This window comes from Pedobacter sp. Bi126 (assembly GCF_918698245.1).
Taxonomy (GTDB): Bacteria; Bacteroidota; Bacteroidia; order Sphingobacteriales; family Sphingobacteriaceae; genus Pedobacter.
Genome location: NZ_CAKKMS010000004.1, coordinates 448,941 through 465,806, shown reverse-complemented (window position 1 = coordinate 465,806; position 16,866 = coordinate 448,941). Strand labels below are relative to the sequence as shown.

The 16,866-nt window shown below is 38.6% G+C and carries 13 protein-coding genes; 9 read left to right on the top strand and 4 right to left on the bottom strand.

Annotated features, from left to right (window positions below; genetic code table 11):
- The first annotated feature begins 241 nt into the window (after positions 1-241).
- Positions 242-1,543, top strand: a complete 1,302-nt coding sequence (locus LQ201_RS16790) for a hypothetical protein (protein ID WP_230144589.1) — start codon at positions 242-244, stop codon at positions 1,541-1,543.
- A gap of 165 nt (positions 1,544-1,708) precedes the next feature.
- On the opposite strand, the gene LQ201_RS16785 is transcribed toward LQ201_RS16790, so the two are convergent.
- Complete coding sequence (locus LQ201_RS16785) at positions 1,709-2,059, bottom strand: VOC family protein (RefSeq protein ID WP_230144588.1); 351 nt, start codon at positions 2,057-2,059, stop codon at positions 1,709-1,711.
- A gap of 74 nt (positions 2,060-2,133) precedes the next feature.
- Entirely contained in the window at positions 2,134-2,733 is a 600-nt protein-coding gene (gene msrA, locus LQ201_RS16780) for a peptide-methionine (S)-S-oxide reductase MsrA (protein WP_230144587.1), read from the bottom strand.
- Between the two features lie 268 nt (positions 2,734-3,001).
- Between msrA and LQ201_RS16775 the strand changes: the two genes are divergently transcribed.
- The 3 genes from LQ201_RS16775 (at position 3,002) to LQ201_RS16765 (ending at position 6,409) form a co-directional block, all read left to right on the top strand.
- Positions 3,002-3,964 carry an isopenicillin N synthase family oxygenase gene (locus tag LQ201_RS16775; RefSeq protein ID WP_230144586.1) on the top strand — a complete coding sequence of 321 codons (963 nt, stop codon included), beginning with the start codon at positions 3,002-3,004 and terminating at the stop codon, positions 3,962-3,964.
- 96 nt (positions 3,965-4,060) lie between these two features.
- Positions 4,061-4,903: a hypothetical protein gene (locus LQ201_RS16770; RefSeq protein ID WP_230144585.1), complete on the top strand. Its 843-nt coding sequence runs from the start codon at positions 4,061-4,063 to the stop codon at positions 4,901-4,903.
- An 87-nt stretch (positions 4,904-4,990) separates the two neighbouring features.
- Positions 4,991-6,409, top strand: coding sequence for an FAD-dependent oxidoreductase (locus tag LQ201_RS16765; RefSeq protein ID WP_230144584.1), 1,419 nt, complete (start codon positions 4,991-4,993; stop codon positions 6,407-6,409).
- Positions 6,410-6,481: 72 nt separating this feature from the next.
- Here LQ201_RS16765 and LQ201_RS16760 read toward each other — a convergent pair whose 3' ends face one another.
- Positions 6,482-8,299 carry a serine hydrolase gene (locus LQ201_RS16760; protein ID WP_230144583.1) on the bottom strand — a complete coding sequence of 606 codons (1,818 nt, stop codon included), beginning with the start codon at positions 8,297-8,299 and terminating at the stop codon, positions 6,482-6,484.
- Positions 8,286-9,920: an amidohydrolase gene (locus LQ201_RS16755; RefSeq protein ID WP_230144582.1), complete on the bottom strand. Its 1,635-nt coding sequence runs from the start codon at positions 9,918-9,920 to the stop codon at positions 8,286-8,288. The genes LQ201_RS16760 and LQ201_RS16755 overlap by 14 nt, the downstream gene beginning before the upstream one ends.
- Before the next feature lie 821 nt (positions 9,921-10,741).
- Here LQ201_RS16755 and mutL point away from each other — a divergent pair.
- The 5 genes from mutL to LQ201_RS16730 all read left to right on the top strand — a co-directional run bounded on the left by mutL (position 10,742) and on the right by LQ201_RS16730 (position 16,605).
- Positions 10,742-12,577 (top strand): DNA mismatch repair endonuclease MutL, encoded by a 1,836-nt coding sequence (gene mutL, locus LQ201_RS16750; RefSeq protein ID WP_029279969.1) that lies wholly within the window; start codon positions 10,742-10,744, stop codon positions 12,575-12,577.
- Between the two features lie 147 nt (positions 12,578-12,724).
- Positions 12,725-13,426, top strand: a complete 702-nt coding sequence (locus tag LQ201_RS16745) for a rhomboid family intramembrane serine protease (protein ID WP_230144581.1) — start codon at positions 12,725-12,727, stop codon at positions 13,424-13,426.
- Positions 13,419-14,273, top strand: coding sequence for a rhomboid family intramembrane serine protease (locus tag LQ201_RS16740; protein WP_230144580.1), 855 nt, complete (start codon positions 13,419-13,421; stop codon positions 14,271-14,273). Before LQ201_RS16745 ends, LQ201_RS16740 begins: the two co-directional genes overlap by 8 nt.
- Positions 14,273-15,385 (top strand): endonuclease/exonuclease/phosphatase family protein, encoded by a 1,113-nt coding sequence (locus LQ201_RS16735; protein ID WP_230144579.1) that lies wholly within the window; start codon positions 14,273-14,275, stop codon positions 15,383-15,385. Before LQ201_RS16740 ends, LQ201_RS16735 begins: the two co-directional genes overlap by 1 nt.
- Before the next feature lie 587 nt (positions 15,386-15,972).
- Positions 15,973-16,605 (top strand): nitroreductase family protein, encoded by a 633-nt coding sequence (locus LQ201_RS16730; RefSeq protein ID WP_230144578.1) that lies wholly within the window; start codon positions 15,973-15,975, stop codon positions 16,603-16,605.
- The last annotated feature ends 261 nt before the right edge of the window (positions 16,606-16,866 follow it).

Below are 16,866 nucleotides of genomic sequence, written 5' to 3'. Positions count from 1 at the left end.
TTGGTCAATAACAAAGCAAACGGAACATTAAACTTACAGCAGGAACCTATTATTAATTTGCTAAACATGCTATCTGTTTCTTTTAAAAATTTATCATTTTACCTTTAAACGCGCTAAAAAATTTAAATTTCAATAATTAAGAAATATCCTTAAACGCTAATTTTATAAGAATCTGTGTTTTTCATTTTTATTCCTTCCTAAAGTGTTAGTTTTACACATCTATTTGTTTAAACCTGCCCTCATGAAGAATTTAATTTTATTTTGCGTTATCCTATTTTTAGCTGCCTGTTCTGGCGAAAAAACCGATCAGCTTTTACTCGAACTTGATAAAAAGAAACTGGCTGAAAACATTAATTACGATAAAATCATATTTTATAAATTTGCTAAAATAGCGGTCCGTTCAACTGCCGTTCAAGATACGACCCAGCCCGAGTATCAGAAATTCAGCAAACAGGCACAAAGTGTTGTCAGGACGCTGAACAAAGTAAATACACACAACAATGAAAACATTTCTGTAATAGATGCCTTAAGGGTGTATAAAGAATATCGATCGGTTAAACAATTTGTAAAAGAAACCGATGAAGATGTTTTTCCATTGCTAACTGCAGGCTTCATCGCGATGAAAACGGGCGTAAAAACGCCACAGCCATTTTTTAAAGATACAAACAAGGCTTACTATCAAAATATAGAACATGCCATTTTAAGCATGGCTGTACTGGCCACCAGAGATTTAGGACAACCTTTTGCGTTATATGAATGTGCTAAAACTCAACCTGAACTGCTGGATGATTGCGAAATTAAAACACTTTTAGAATTTGTGCGCGGTTTCTTATTTTTTAGCAACAACCTATTTTATCTATCTGAAGATGGCCTTTCGAGAAATATTAAATGGCTGGATAAAAACGAGAAAATCCCACTGCCATATACCAAATCATTTTTTGGCTGGAGCCGTTTAAACGATGAGCAGACACATTTGGCTTTCCATAGCATGAACTATCTTTTTAGAGGTTTTGACCGAATGAGAATGGAGCGAAAAATTGATGAGGAAAGATCGCTTGAAGATTTTGAGGCTTTTTTAAACGACATGAACAAACTCGGCATCCAAAACGAACTGGTTTGGGGAATAACCGTTTATCTGAATTTAAAAAAAGAAAAACCAGAGCAGTCACTTCCAGCATTGGAAAAGCTGAGCAAAAGCCCATTATTTTCTAAGAACGAACACGAAGCACTACTACAAACTATGATATATGTAAAAGACCGTAAATCAGATAAGGCACTAACTGGTGTGTACGACAAAGCATTTATCGGTCAAATTGCCACTAAATACATGATTGCTGTGCTCTCAAAAATAGACTGGGAAAAACTGATGAAACAGCAGGGTGTTCCTTATACCGAAGAAGTATTTGCTGGCATAGGTAAGTTTAAAGCACTTTCCAATTCGGTGAGTGAGTATACTCAGCCTTCAACTATAGAAAAAGGAAAAAAAGAGATTGGCAAAAAAGGCAGCGAACTACTCGAAAAAGCTAAAGGTTTTTTGAACTAAAAGACGATTCGTCATCTCGACTGAAGCGTAGCGGAATGGAGAGATCTATCTCGACAGATTTAGCTTCCCTGAGCCTTCGGGTTCTCGACTGCGTTGCACTCTGCTCGAAATGACGCCCACCTAAACCTGTCATCGTAACTCTAGTGTTTTGTCAAAAATTAGCTCTCAATAATGGCTTAAAATATTAACCAATTTACCAAAAGGATCTCTGGTGTAAAACCGCCTAACGCCCCATGGTTCATCAGCAGGGCCGTATTCGACCGGAAATCCGGCGGCTTTCACCTTTTCCAATATTTCATCAACATTTTCAACTTCGATGGATAGATCTGGTGTTGGGGTACCTGATCCGCCTTCGGAGGCAAAACTGATCTGTACATCCATTTTTTGTCCTACCGCACCATAAGTTGCAATCCAACCATGATCCATTAGTAGATCAAGTCCCAAAATATCTTTATAAAAACTGGCTGCATCAGCAATTTTTTGGGTATCAATATTAAGCACTATTCTTTTTACCATAAACAGAAGTTTAAATTTCTAAGATAACAAAAAGCCCTGCAATGTTTTATTGCAGGGCTAGTCAAGCGCGCTTATTAATTTTTAAGCTTCGCTTTAAATATTTTCTCCAGTTTATCTATTTTTGGCTGGATCACTAATCTACAATAGGGCTCACTTCCATTTTTGTTGAAATAATTCTGGTGATAATTTTCTGCAACATAAAATGGCTTGGCTGCTTCGATTGCCGTTACCACTTTTTTGCCATAAGCATTTGTTTTATTCAGCTCTGCCTTATATTTTTCTGCCAAAGCTTTTTGTTCGGCTGAATGATAAAAAACTACGGAGCGATATTGCGTACCACTATCGGCGCCCTGACGGTTTAATGTTGTAGGATCGTGGCTTTTCCAAAAAACTTCCAATAAATCATCGTAAGAAATCACCATCGGGTTATAGGTAATCTCTAAAACTTCGGCATGCCCGGTAGCACCGGTACATACTTCTTCGTAAGTTGGATTCGTTAAAGTACCACCTTCATAACCAGATTTAACCGATACCACACCCTTTAAACGTTGAAAAATGGCTTCAGTACACCAAAAACAGCCCATTCCGAATGTGGCTTTCTCTGTCTTTTTTCCTTGTGCATTTGCCTGATTTAAGGCCAATACCGATAGAAGAATTAAAATTATTTTTTTCATTGTGTGTGTTTTATTTTATTAGTCGCAAATAACCAATTTACCTTACAGTTCATCAAGTTATTTTCTAGTTAATTATACGAAATTAAATAAGCTGTAGTTTGCGTTTTAATTATAATGGATTTAGTGTGACAATCGACTATTACATTGCTTCTACAATTTTGTTAATAACTTAAAAAACTGTATATTAATTTATTAAACACTTAATACACAACCGAAACGCACTTATTAACAATTCTTTTTAAATTCGTAAAACATTAAATATAAAATTATGTCTACACCGTATATTCCTTGTTTGGATTTAGGCTCTTACATCAATGGTTCTGCAGAAGACCGTAAAAAGTTTTCTGATGAATTGGGCAGGGCTTTTAACGATTCGGGTTTTGTTACCATTACCAACCATGGTTTAAGCCAGGAATTAATTGATAAGCTTTATGAAAATATTAAAGCTGCTTTTTCGCTTCCAGTTGAAACCAAAAGGAAATACGAGAAACCAGAATTAGCTGGTCAACGTGGTTACACCAGTGCAGGCAAAGAAACTGCTAAAGGGGCCAAAACCCCAGATTTGAAAGAATTCTGGCAGATTGGCCAAGAAGTAACTGATGGTGATCCGGTTAAAAATGAATATCCTGATAATGAAGTTTTAGAAGAATTACCAGAATTTAACAAAGTAACAGGCGATATTTACAAAAAACTGGAAGAAAACGGGACACATTTATTACGTGCAATTGCTACTTACCTGGAATTGCCGATCGACTATTTCGACAAACATGTTCATAACGGAAATTCTATTTTGAGGGGTATCCACTACTTCCCGATCGAAAATCCTGAAACCATTCCTGATGATGCGGTGCGTGCAGGTGCGCATGAAGACATTAACTTGATTACCTTATTAATTGGCGCAAGTGCCGATGGCCTTGAAGTGTTAACCCGCAGCAATGAATGGTTGCCAATTAAAGCACATCACACTGATATCGTAGTGAACGTTGGCGATATGTTACAGCGTTTAACCAACAATAAATTAAAATCGACTACACATAGAGTGGTAAACCCACCTCGTGAACTGATGAAAACCTCTCGTTTCTCTGTTCCTTTTTTCTTACATCCACGCAGCGACATGGATTTAACAAGCTTGCCATCAACCATTGATGCTGAACATCCTAAAGCCTATAGCGATATGACAGCTGGTGAATATTTGGATGAAAGATTAAGAGAAATTGGATTAAAGAAGTAGTTCGGAGTCGTGAGTCCTCAGTCATGAGTCCCTAGCGAATCGTAAACAAAAATAAAAGCATCGGCCAAAACCGGTGCTTTTTTGTTATTTTCAAACATGCATTTAACAACTTTAGAAGTTTTTGCCAAGATTGATGGTATCGGTTCTGCTTCGGGTCTATTCCTTCACGAGGATTTACTGTATATCATTGGCGACAACAGCGGCTACTTGAACGAATATAACATCAAAACCAAAAAACTCCGTAAAATTCAGATTTTATTTGACAAAATACTTGATCAGTTAGAAAATATACCTAAATCCTTAAAACCCGATTTCGAAATCCTTTGTCATAACAACAATAAGCTCTACATGTTAGGTTCGGGCTCTACCCCCAAAAGAAACCTGATGATCGAATTCGATCTGGAAACTCAAAAAGTTATTCAGAAAGACCTGACTAATACCTACACCAAACTTAAAGCTATTGCCAAAATAGACGATCAGAACTTTAACCTAGAAGGCGCAACCTTTACAGGCAATGAGTGGCTACTTTTTAACCGCGGCAATGGGATCGATGCAAAGAATGGCATATTCAAAATCCAGGAAGTAGATTTAACTAAAACTAAACAAGCTAAGTTCAATCCTTTTAAGCTTCCAAATATCGATCATGTTGAATCCTCTTTTACCGATGCTGTATTGGTGAAAAATGAAATATTTTTCATTGCTACTGCGGAAGATACCAAATCGACTTATGCCGATGGCGAAATTCTGGGCAGTTTTATCGGCAGTATTAACCTACAGACTTTGAAGCTAACCTTCAGCCATAAAATTTCTGACAAACATAAATTTGAAGGCATTACTTTACTTAGCCAAAACGAGCATAGGACAACTTTTTTATTGTGTGAGGATCGTGATAGCGAAGAACTTAAAACGGTAATTTATAAGCTGATTCTAGATCATTAGCTTATGAACTATTAACACTCTAACAAACCATTAGCTGATAACACTAAGCCTTTATATCATTATGTAAACCCAAACATCTAATCAACTATGAAACGCTTCCCTCTCAGAATTTTTCTAGTCCTCACCACTTTACTTTTTGCGTGCCAGCATGATAAGCCGATTATACAAAAGAACGTCGTAAACGATGTTACGCAACTCAACCCCATAAAGGTTGCCAAAATAATTACGCCACAAACTTCTGCTGAAATTACTAAGGCAGTTAAAACCCACAATGGACCAATCTCGATAGGTGGAGCCCGATTTAGTCAAGGTGGACAAACGGCTACAGAAAATGCTTTTCAAATTGACATGAGAAAGTTTAACAGGATTTTAAGTTTCTCAAAAGAACGGAAGGAAGTCACCGTTCAAGCCGGTATAAGGTGGTGCGAGCTGATCCAGTTTATTGACCGATATGATTTATCTGTTAAAATTATGCAGACTTATGCGAATTTTACGGTTGGCGGTTCACTTAGTGTTAACGTGCATGGTCGTTATGTTGGGCAAGGGCCAATTATTTTATCAGTTAAAAGTTTTAAGATTGTTTTAGCCGACGGAAGTTTCATCACCGCGAGCCCAACGGTTAACAGTGAAGTTTTTTATACCGCTATTGGCGGCTACGGCGGAATTGGTGTAATTACCGAAGTAACCTTATCGCTAACAGACAATTATAAAATAGCGCGAAAAGATACCCTGATGGATATTGCCGCCTACAAAAAGTTCTTCTTTTCTAACGTTCGAAATAAACCCCAGTTCGTATTTCATAACGCAGATATATACCCAAACCGTTACAAGAAAGTTAGAGCGGTTACTTATGCAAGAACCGAAAATAAATTAACCATAACCGAGCGTTTAAAACCGAACGATGTAAATTATGGATTGAAAAAATTTGCCATGAAGGTAGTTGCTGGTTCTGATTTTGGAAAATGGCTAAGGCAACACATTGTAGATCCGATACATTATACAGGTAAAGTTGTTGAATGGAGAAATTATGAAGCGACCTATGATGTACAAGAGCTCGAACCAAATTCGAGAAAAAAAGCAACCTATGTTTTACAAGAATATTTTATACCAGTAGATCATTTTGATTCCTTTTATCCAAAAATGATTAAAGTATTAAAAAACAACGATGTGAATGTGATCAACATTTCAATCCGGCATGCAAACAAAGATGCGGGATCGTATCTCGCCTGGGCTAAGGAAGAAGTTTTTGCTTTCGTAATTTATTACAAACAGGAAGTATCTGATGTAGAAAAGGCAAAAGTAACCCAATGGACAAGGGCCTTGATTGATGCGTCGCTTTCTGAAAAGGGTGCTTACTATCTGCCTTATCAAATACAGGCTACTCAATCACAGTTTTCAAAAGCTTATCCAAATGCTGAAACATTTTTTAAATTAAAAAGGAAGTACGATCCTAATTGTAAATTCCGGAATAAGCTTTTTGATGCCTATTATAATCCAAAAAACTAGTATTAAACGAGTTGCCAACTTAATAACCATTTAGCTAGAAAGTTGACAACGCTGAATGATGTAGACCAAGATTTACTTCTTCGATTCGTCTATGGCTTTATTTACCACATCCTGAATTCTTCCTCTAATCTTCAGATTGGATAGTTTATCCGTAACGGTAGGGTTCACACGGTTAGACAAAAACACATACACCAAACCTCGGGATGGATCTACCCAAACACAGGTTCCGGTATAACCGGTATGACCATAAGTTTGCGGCGAAGCCAGTTCAGACGGGTAATGTTTAGTACTATCTGGATCCCAGCGATCGAAACCTAGCCCTCTTCGGCTAACATTCGATTGTTTGGAAGTAAACATATCTACTGTCGAATTCTTGAAATATTCTACTCCCCCATAAGTACCACGGTTTAAAAGCATCTGATAAATAATGGCCAGATCGTTGGCGCTGGCAAACAAACCTGCGTGACCAGAAACACCGCCAGCTAAAGCCGCACCCTGATCGTGAACGTAGCCAACTAAAAGGGTTTTCCTGAAATAGCTGTCCATTTCGGTTGGAATAATCTGCTCTGGTTTAAAACGGTTGCGTGGCAAGAAACCCGCTGTTTGCATACCTAATGGTTTGTAAAAGTTTTCGTAGGTATATTGATTTAAAGGTTCTTCGCTAATATGCTCCACAATATCTTTCATTACATACATGCTGATATCGCTGTATACATACTTGCCACGAGTTTTTATTGGCGAGTTTAACATTTTCGGCCACATAAAATCTTTAAAAAAGCCTTTTTTAATGTAATAATTATCGGCCACTTTCGTCGGATAGGCTGCTGAAGAATCCCTGCTGTAATCGCCGGTTTTCACATAATCGTGAAAAGGGATATAGGGAATGAAACCTGCCTGATGCAACATCACTTCACGCACCTGAATGTTGTTCATCGGCGTAGTACGTGCCTTTGGGATATAAGCACCAATATTGGTATCTAATTTTAGTTTTCCTTCTTCAAACAAACGCATTACGGCAGGTGTGGTTGCAGTTACCTTGGTTACTGAGGCCAGATCGAAAATATCGGTTACCTTATCGGGCACATTGGTATCATAAGTATGCGTTCCGTAGGCTTTGTTAAAGATCACTTTGCCATCTTTAGCCACCAAAACCACCAATCCTGGCGTTGCTTTCTGCGCTATGGCCTCAGCAGCAATGGCATCAATTTCTTTTAAGTTGTTCGAATTTAAACCTGCATCTTCGGGAACGGTGTACTTTAAGCGCGTGGCCGTTGTAGTAAAACCAGAACCCATGGTATAACGTGCGGAATAAGCAGTAGTTAACTTATTTGAAGCGGCAATGCCACCAAAAATATACTGTGGTACAATAGCAGCGGCATCAATATTGTTTTGACCGGTCCATACAATCGGCGATTTTAACAGATCGAATGATTTTAAACCAGGTCCGTTACCAAAAAAAGAAATAATTACCTGTTTATTTTTACTGATACTGTTAATGAAGTTAATGTATTTGGCTTTGCTTACATTTTGATCATCAATAGAAATTAAAATGGTATTAAAATATTTAAGGTCATCTTCTAAATCGTTCAAATTCACGCTGTCTTTATAAGAATCGGCAGAAAATGAAGTAATTTTATCATATTTATTTGCCAAACTATCGAAAACGGCACTATAAGCAAAGCTCAGGCTAACCGAAGCAATATTCTTTTTCTCCAACGATTTTAAAGGAATAACACCATCCTGATTGTTTAACAATACGGTTGTATTAGCTATCGCATTGGCAATAGCCAGTTTTTTCTCATTCGCTGTATGCTCCTGTGCGCAGGCGATTAAACATAAAATATTGCAGCAAAATGCTACAACCAGGATACACAATCTATTTCGCTTCATATACTTTTTCTCCGTTCAGGTAGGTTTTTAAAACTTTGGTTTTTAATATGTTTTGTGGTGTTGATTTTAAAATATCGTGATCGAGTATAACAAAATCGGCCAATTTACCTTTCTCCAAACTACCCTTTTCGTGTTCTTCAAAATTGGCTTTTGCTGCCCAGATGGTCATTCCGCGTAAAGCTTCTTCAGGTGTTAAGGCATTCTCCATTTGGAAGCCCCCTTTCGGAAAACCTTTTGCATCTTCTCTCACTGTTGCTGCATAAAACGTTAATAATGGATTAATGTTTTCGACCGGAAAATCGGTACCCAAAGGAATCCAACCGTTTTGTTTTAACAATTGTTTGTAAGCATAGGCACTTTTTAACCTTTCGGTACCTAAACGCTGTCCGGCCCAGTACATATCGGAAGTGGCATGGGTAGGCTGAACGGATGGAATAATGCTGGCCTTTCCGAACAGATCGAAATCGTTGGCATTTACCGCTTGTGCATGTTCAATGCGCCAGCGCTGATCGTTTTTGCCTTTTAAAATTTTATTGTAAATATTCAGGATTACCCGATTGGCCGAATCGCCAATGGCGTGGGTACACATCTGGAAATGATTGGCTGCGATCTGTTTGGCCACTTCTTCAAAGTGTTTTTGATCGCTCAATAGAAAACCCGTTTTATTTGGCATATCGCTATATGGATGCAACAGGCAGGCCCCACGCGATCCCAAGGCACCATCAGCATAAACCTTAAAAGCCCGGACATTTAACCGATCGGTTTTGATCGGCCCGCGACTAAAAAGATATTTATAATTATCAGGCTCATCAGAAAGCATTACATAAAGCCTCATTTTCAGTTTATGTTCTTTCTGCAGTTTTTCGATAAATTCGACAGCCAGGTAACTTAAGCCACAATCATCAATGGTGGTTAAGCCTGCCGCGAAACAGTTTTTCTGTGCATCGATAAATATTTTTTCAGCCAGTTTAGCATCTGGTGATGGGATTTTACGCTCTACTAAAGCGACGGCATTATCGATTAAAACACCGGTTAACTTTCCGTTTTGGGTAAGCATATCGCCCCCAACCAATTGCTGCCCGCCTTTAATGCCTGCATCATCTAAAGCTTTTTGATTGGCGATAGCCGCATGACCATCGATACGCTTTAAAAATACCGGGCGACCAGGAAAAAGTGCGGTTAACTTTTCATTAGTAGGGAAAGCTTTATTGTCCCAATCATTTTGGTCCCAGCCATTGCCAATTAACCAACCATCGGGATGTGTTTTGGCAAAGTCGGTTAAGCGCTTAAGCACTTCATCCCACGATTTTGTTTCTCTTAAATCGGCCGTTTGCAAACTTTGTCCGTAGCCATAAAAATGGGCATGAGCATCTATAAAGCCAGGATAAACAGCTTTCCCATCGGCATTAATCTCTTCTTTGCCAGCGTATTTTGATTTGATATCATCACTTTTGCCAAGCTCCAGAATCTTACCATTCTTCACTGCGAAGGCCTCAACTGTTTCGAACTTGTTGTTTACGGTATAAACCTTAGCATTATAAACAATTACATCAGCTTCTTCTTTCCTGGCACAAGAAGTCAAAAGTATAGCTAGAGAAAGGCTGTATAGAATGGATTTCATATCGATAAAGATAGAAAATTGAAATCATTGCCTTTGTAAATTCGGTTTTACAGAAAGGACGATTGTCATGCTGAGGCACGAAGCATCTGTAACCATCAACACACTTGTTGAATTTTACTGCTTATTTCAGTGGCTGTATTTTAACGGCAAAAGATTCTTCACTGTGTTCAGAATGACAGCCCGTTGTAAAATAAACCAGATGGAAGCGGTATACTTTTTGGCGGTCACCCTGAGGGATAATTTATTGTATAAAAATCAATATGAATGACGCATATCTTTTTTTGCCCAGAGGCTCATCCTTGCCTCGGCTCGCCGCCGCCGATGGGGCTCTTTCTTTTTGCTGTCAAAAAGAAACAAAAAACACCGGCTGAAAATTTTTCTTTCAAAGCTAGTGGGTAGGCTGGGTCGGCGGAGCCCGAAAAATTTGTTAGGCCGGATTTAAGTAGAACGGGGATACCGTGCTATGGCCTAGCTGGACGGAAATGCGACAACGGCTAAAATTTTGATTAATAGTTGTTTATGAAATAACGTCAATGGTAGCGTAGTCGAAGGGCAGCCAAAAAGATACAGCGGACAGCGGGACTACCGGAACCGATTGACACAGGAACCTGCTTTTCAAAAAAACAAAAAATTTAAGCATAAAGAATTAATTCTTTCCAGCCATATCCTTCGACTCCGCTCAGGATGACCACTGGTGTAAATAAAACCAGTAGAAGCAATTATTCCTCTTTACCAACAGTCATTTACATGTTGAGTTTTAAACAAATCGGGTTCTTTAAGCTTATTTTGCATAATTTAGCAAATTCACTTTGCCTTAATACATGACTGATATTATTCACTTATTGCCTGATGCTGTTGCCAATCAGATTGCCGCCGGAGAAGTTGTTCAACGACCTGCTTCTGCGGTAAAAGAATTGCTCGAAAATTCGATAGATGCGGGTGCAGATAAAATTCAACTGGTAGTAAAAGATGCCGGTAAGGCATTGATTCAGATTATAGATAACGGCTGTGGGATGAGCGTTACCGATGCCAGAATGTGTTTCGAACGCCATGCCACTTCGAAGGTAAAAAAAGCCGAAGATTTATTTGCCATACGTACCATGGGTTTCCGTGGCGAAGCGATGGCCTCTATTGCAGCAATTTCGCAGGTTGAAATGAAAACCCGCAGGCATGAAGATGAAATCGGCACCTGTATCTCTATAGAAGGTGCACAGGTAACCAATCAGGAACCCGTTGCTACCTCACCAGGGACACAGATTTCGATTAAAAACTTATTTTTTAATACACCTGCCAGAAGGAATTTCCTTAAAAGTAATCCGGTAGAAATGCGCCATATTCTGGATGAATTTCAACGTGTAGCATTGGCGCACCCCGCTGTTTTTTTTAGTCTGCACCATGATGGCACCGAGATTTTTAACCTGCCAAAAGGCAATTTAAAACAACGCATCGTTCACCTTTTTGGCAATAACTATAACGAACGCCTTGTTCCTGTTGAAGAAGAAACAACCATCATCAACCTAAAAGGCTATATCGGTAAACCTGCTTTCGCAAAGAAAACCAGGGGCGAACAGTTCTTTTTTGTGAATAACCGTTTCATTAAAGATCCGTATTTAAACCACGCGGTAAGTTCTGCTTTCGAAGATTTATTACCGGACGACAGTTATCCGCTGTATGTACTGTTTATAGAGATCGATCCATCAAAAATTGATGTAAACGTTCATCCCACCAAAACAGAAATTAAGTATCTGGATGAAAAATCCATTTATGCGATCATGAAATCGGCGGTAAAACGTTCGATTGGCCGTTATAACATTTCGCCGACTTTAGATTTTGATCAGGAAACAGGTTTTAGCAATATGATTACCCATAAAGCGGTTGAAGATATTGTTCCACCAAGCATTAATTTCAATCCTGATTTTAATCCGTTTGCCATCGATAGCAGTTCTACATCGGGTTACGCTTCATCACCAAGAAATTATGAAGCCAAACCGAGTGCTAAAAACTGGGGTTCGCTTTACGAAATAACAGAACAGCCAATTGTAGAACAAACTTCTATTTATGCTGATGAAACAGTTTTAGAAACCAAGCAAAAGCAGTACATGCAATTGCACAACCGTTATATTGTTTCGCAGATTAAGTCGGGATTGATGGTGATCGATCAACAAATGGCACATGAGCGAATCCTTTACGAGCGTTTTCTCGTACATCTGGATGACCGCAAAGGTGCATCGCAGCAGAGTTTATTTCCTCAAACCATTACACTAAATGCCAATGATTTCGAACTGGCCAAAAGTTTACTGGATGATATAAAAAGTTTAGGCTTCGATGTACGGGAATTTGGAAAAAATACGTTGGTAGTAGAAGGCGTTCCGGTTGACCTGGGCAGCAGTAATATTAACGAAACGCAGCTATTTGAACAGTTGATTGAGGGTTTTAAAAACTCACAGCAGGAACTAAAATTAAGCAAACGCGATAGCCTGGCCAGAAGTTTAGCAAAAAACAGCGCTATAAAAGCCGGAACAAGTCTTGGTCAGGAGGAAATGAATACTTTGATTGATGAGCTTTTTGCGTGTAAAACACCTAACTTTAGCGTGAGTGGCAAACCGATTATCCAAACCATTACTTTGGCAGAGCTGGATAAGAAGTTTGAGAAATAGACTAAAGACCAAAGCTAAAAGACTAAAGAGAAAAAGTCGGGGATCAGGGATCGGAAGTCAGAAGATTGAAGTGCGTAGCAAAACTTGAAGCCAAAGAGAAATACAAAACAGTTAACCGATTAACCAGTTAACCCTTTTTAAAATTAAATGAATAACATATATATCCCGCCAGTAGTAAAAAACCTACTGATTATTAACGTCTTATTTTTTGTAGCGAGTTACCTACTAACAACACTCCACCTTGATGATCGGCTAGCAGTATATTATTTCGACTCACCGTATTTTAGATATTGGCAGCCTATTACCTATATGTTTATGCATGGTGGTATTGCGCACATCTTTTTTAACATGTTTGCATTGTACTCTTTTGGAAGCATTCTTGAATCAAGATGGGGGGCAAAGAAATTTATCACATTCTATTTTATAACAGGCTTAGGTGCATTATTTTTACAGTGGGCAGTACAGGCCTTTGAGGTTCAGCAGATTATTGGTCAGATAACATTATTTGATAACTGGCCGCAACACGTAACAAGCCAAGCTCAAATGACTACTATAAAGGGAATATACGGGGGCGGTATGGTAGGTGCTTCTGGTGCTATTTTTGGTTTATTGGTTGCCTTTGGTATGCTTTATCCAAATGCCGAATTGCTAATCATGTTTATTCCTGTTCCGGTGAAGGCAAAATATATTATACCAATTTATATTTTAGTAGAGTTATCTTTGGGTGTTGCCCAGTTTGAAGGTGATTCTATAGCCCATTATGCTCACCTTGGAGGTGCCTTAATCGGCTTTATACTTGTTAAAATATGGAAAGACAAAAACGATACATTTTATACACTCTATGAATAATACTTTCAAAGATTTAAAATACAAGGTTTTTCAATCGGGCAACCCATTGTTCTTTTACATTGGGATTAATGTAATGCTGTTTTTGATTACCGCTATCATTGGTGTAGTTGTTTTTTTAGGCCGTATCCCTATCGATTTTGATTTATGGCTTAGAGAATATATTGGCTTACCAGCCAGTATTTCCAAATTGCCTGAACGCTTTTACACCATATTTACTTACATGTTTTTTCATGATGGGATTCTTCATATCCTATTCAATATGCTCGGCTTATTTTGGTTCGGCAACATATTCATGAATTTTCTAAAAAGCAGGCAATTTCATTTCGTTTATCTTGCCGGTGGTTTATTTGGTGGCTTATTTGCCATAGCCATATTAAATATATTTCCAGTTTATGCTGGCGGATTAGCAGGAGTAACCATTGTAGGGGCATCTGCAGCGGTAATGGCCATTATTTTCGCTGCTGCAACGCTGGTACCGAATTATACCATCACGTTACTTTTCTTTGGCGAGGTTAAAATTAAATGGATTGCCATTGTATATTTTGTACTCGATTTTATTGCCATCGGTTCAGTAAATGCTGGCGGAAGTTTAGCGCACATTGGTGGCGCACTTTTAGGTTTCACTTTTATTAAAAGTTTGCAGAGCGGAAGGGATTGGAGCAAGCTGTTCGAACGCAAACCGAAATTAAAGGTAGTCCGGAATGAAAAACCGGTTAAAAAACCCGAATTTAAAGGCGGCGTTTCCCAACAGGAAATAGACGCCATTTTAGATAAAATATCAACCTCAGGATACGATAAATTAACAGCAGTAGAAAAAGAAAAACTATTTAAGGCAAGTAAAGATTAATGGCCACAAAAAAAAAGAAGTATAGTTTAGTGGATAAACTCCTTTTGCCCATTGCCGTTGTATTGGCAATTGCATTGCTATTGGGGGTTCTTGCCGGAAATATGGATCCAAGAAAACATGCCATTATTGCTTTTTTCGGTCTCGCCTACCCCTTTGTCCTATTCGCTAATATTATCTTTTTGGTGTGGTGGTTTTTAAGCAAAAAATGGATTTTTGCAATTGCCACCGTTCTGGTTATTGCATTGGGTGCTAAAACTTTAAAAGCAACCTTTGCCATTGGTGGCGATGAAGGTGGCACTGAAAAAGCAGACAATAGCATCCGGATGATGACCTACAATGTACACAGCTTTAAACTATACGGCGAAGACAATACCGAATCGGTAAAAGAAAAAATGCTTCAGGTAGTGAAAGATCAAAATCCTGATATCATCTGTTTCCAGGAATTTTTTACCCGTTACAAAGGCGCTTTTGATACGGTTGATAGCTTGAAGGCACTACTAAATACAAAATATTACTACTTTGTACCCACCAATAAAAACGATTACGAAGCTACTGGCTTAGCCATATTTTCTAAATTCCCGATTAAGGATTCTGGTAAAATCCCTTTTGTTGAAGGTTTCCCTGGCAACATGAGTATTTATACCGATTTAAACATCAAAGGAAAAACCTTAAGGGTTTATAATGTGCACTTTCAATCTATTTCTTTCGAAAAACAGGATTACGAATACTTAGATAAGGTAAAAGAAATGAATACCGAACTGCAGCCATCGAAACGGATTTTAAGAATGCTGAAAAGTGCCTTTTTGAAACGGAGCGGTCAGGTTGATATTATGAAAAAGGAAATGGCAACCTGTAAAACGCCTTACCTTATTGCCGGCGATTTTAACGATACCCCGGCTTCTTATGTAGTTACCCAAATTACCTCTGGACTAAACAATAGTTTTATTAAAAAGGGTAACGGTTTTGGCAAAACCTATAATGGTAAGTTCCCCAATTTTCAGATCGATTATATTGCCACTTCTAAGGAACTTGAGGTGTTAAATTACAAAATTACCCAGGCCAAGTTATCCGATCACTTTCCGGTGCGCAGTGACCTTAGATTTGTGCCTTAGTTTTTCTGTTAATAAAAATTTATTTCGACTATAACTTATACGTTTTTCATTTGGAGCGGAAGGCCAGTACAAATCAGTAAGTTTCTTCCCGTTTTACGCTTTTACGCTTCGCTTCCTCGTGCCTCGTTGCTGCAGGGTAACGCTCCAACCGGGGCTAGGTGGCCAAAACAGCATTTCATTTTTGCGGTTGCATGGTGTACAAACCCTTGTTCCTAAACCTGACAGCAGCGACAGCATCCGTCCCGATTTTACATCGGGATTCATCGGAGCTATAGCGAATGGCAGGGCTGAAAACCGCCAAGAACCACAAGCCAATCATTTTCTAATTTTAATATAGTGCTTTCATCATTCGTCATTCTGACCTTATTCCATTTCGGTCAGTGAGACACCAACCTATAGGATAATCCTGTTTCTTTATTTCGCTTCTTATTCCGTTGGCTGAAGCCAACGGTAAAGAGGGATTTTTCTTAGCCGTTGGCTTCAGCCAACCGAGACCAAACAAAAAAATTTCTTACCATACATCAACAATAGGTTTATTCCTTATCTCCATATTTGCTTCATAAAATTTAAAAAAAATCTTCAAAAATATGAGCTTAATAGATGCCCTAAACTGGCGTTATGCCGTTAAGAAAATGAACGGTCAACCTGTTGAACAAGAAAAGGTTGATAAAATTATTGCTGCAGCACACCTGGCACCAACATCATCTGGTTTACAGCCATTTAAAGTGATTGTGGTAACCAACCAGGAGTTAAAAGAGAAAATCGCACCAATTGCATTTAATCAATCGCAGGTTATCGATTCTTCTCACCTGTTAATTTTCGCAGCCAACGAGAACTATACTGAAGAAGGTATTGATGCCGTTTTTAGCAGAATGAACGCTGAACGTGGCTTACCAGAAAGTGGAACTGATGCATACAAAGCGCAATTAAAAGGTATGGTTTTATCCAGAACTGCTGAAGAAAACTTTAACCATGCTGCCCGTCAGGCTTATATCGGTTTCGGCATTGCCATTGCAGAAGCAGCTTTGTTAAAAGTAGATGCCACACCAATGGAAGGCTTTAATGGCCCTGCTTTAGATGAACTTTTAGGTTTAGATAAAAAAGGCTTAAAAAGTGTTACCCTACTGCCATTAGGAAACAGGGATGAAGCTGGCGATTGGTTGGTAAATCTTAAAAAAGTACGTTCACCTAAAGAAGAATTTTTGATCGAGTTTAAATAACAGGCAAACAACATCATAATTTAAAACAGGCCGCTATTTAGCGGCTTTTTTTGTTTTAGGAGCGTTAGTTTGGCGCTGGGAGTTTGGCGTTTGGAGTCGATTAACCGATTTAAACAATTAACCGGTTAACTTAACCCCTACATTAGATCCTGAAACAAGTTCAGGAAGACGGCACGCAGGGAATGCACCAATGACCAGTAAACCAAAGGCCAATGACCAATAAACTTAAATCTTTTGTAAAAAAATGTTAAACATCATCAC

Coding starts and splice junctions, on each gene's coding strand:
- LQ201_RS16790 (WP_230144589.1), top strand. CDS start 242: ATGAAGAATTTAATTTTATTTTGCGTTATCCTATTTTTAGCTGCCTGT.
- LQ201_RS16785 (WP_230144588.1), bottom strand. CDS start 2,059: ATGGTAAAAAGAATAGTGCTTAATATTGATACCCAAAAAATTGCTGAT.
- msrA (WP_230144587.1), bottom strand. CDS start 2,733: ATGAAAAAAATAATTTTAATTCTTCTATCGGTATTGGCCTTAAATCAG.
- LQ201_RS16775 (WP_230144586.1), top strand. CDS start 3,002: ATGTCTACACCGTATATTCCTTGTTTGGATTTAGGCTCTTACATCAAT.
- LQ201_RS16770 (WP_230144585.1), top strand. CDS start 4,061: ATGCATTTAACAACTTTAGAAGTTTTTGCCAAGATTGATGGTATCGGT.
- LQ201_RS16765 (WP_230144584.1), top strand. CDS start 4,991: ATGAAACGCTTCCCTCTCAGAATTTTTCTAGTCCTCACCACTTTACTT.
- LQ201_RS16760 (WP_230144583.1), bottom strand. CDS start 8,299: ATGAAGCGAAATAGATTGTGTATCCTGGTTGTAGCATTTTGCTGCAAT.
- LQ201_RS16755 (WP_230144582.1), bottom strand. CDS start 9,920: ATGAAATCCATTCTATACAGCCTTTCTCTAGCTATACTTTTGACTTCT.
- mutL (WP_029279969.1), top strand. CDS start 10,742: ATGACTGATATTATTCACTTATTGCCTGATGCTGTTGCCAATCAGATT.
- LQ201_RS16745 (WP_230144581.1), top strand. CDS start 12,725: ATGAATAACATATATATCCCGCCAGTAGTAAAAAACCTACTGATTATT.
- LQ201_RS16740 (WP_230144580.1), top strand. CDS start 13,419: ATGAATAATACTTTCAAAGATTTAAAATACAAGGTTTTTCAATCGGGC.
- LQ201_RS16735 (WP_230144579.1), top strand. CDS start 14,273: ATGGCCACAAAAAAAAAGAAGTATAGTTTAGTGGATAAACTCCTTTTG.
- LQ201_RS16730 (WP_230144578.1), top strand. CDS start 15,973: ATGAGCTTAATAGATGCCCTAAACTGGCGTTATGCCGTTAAGAAAATG.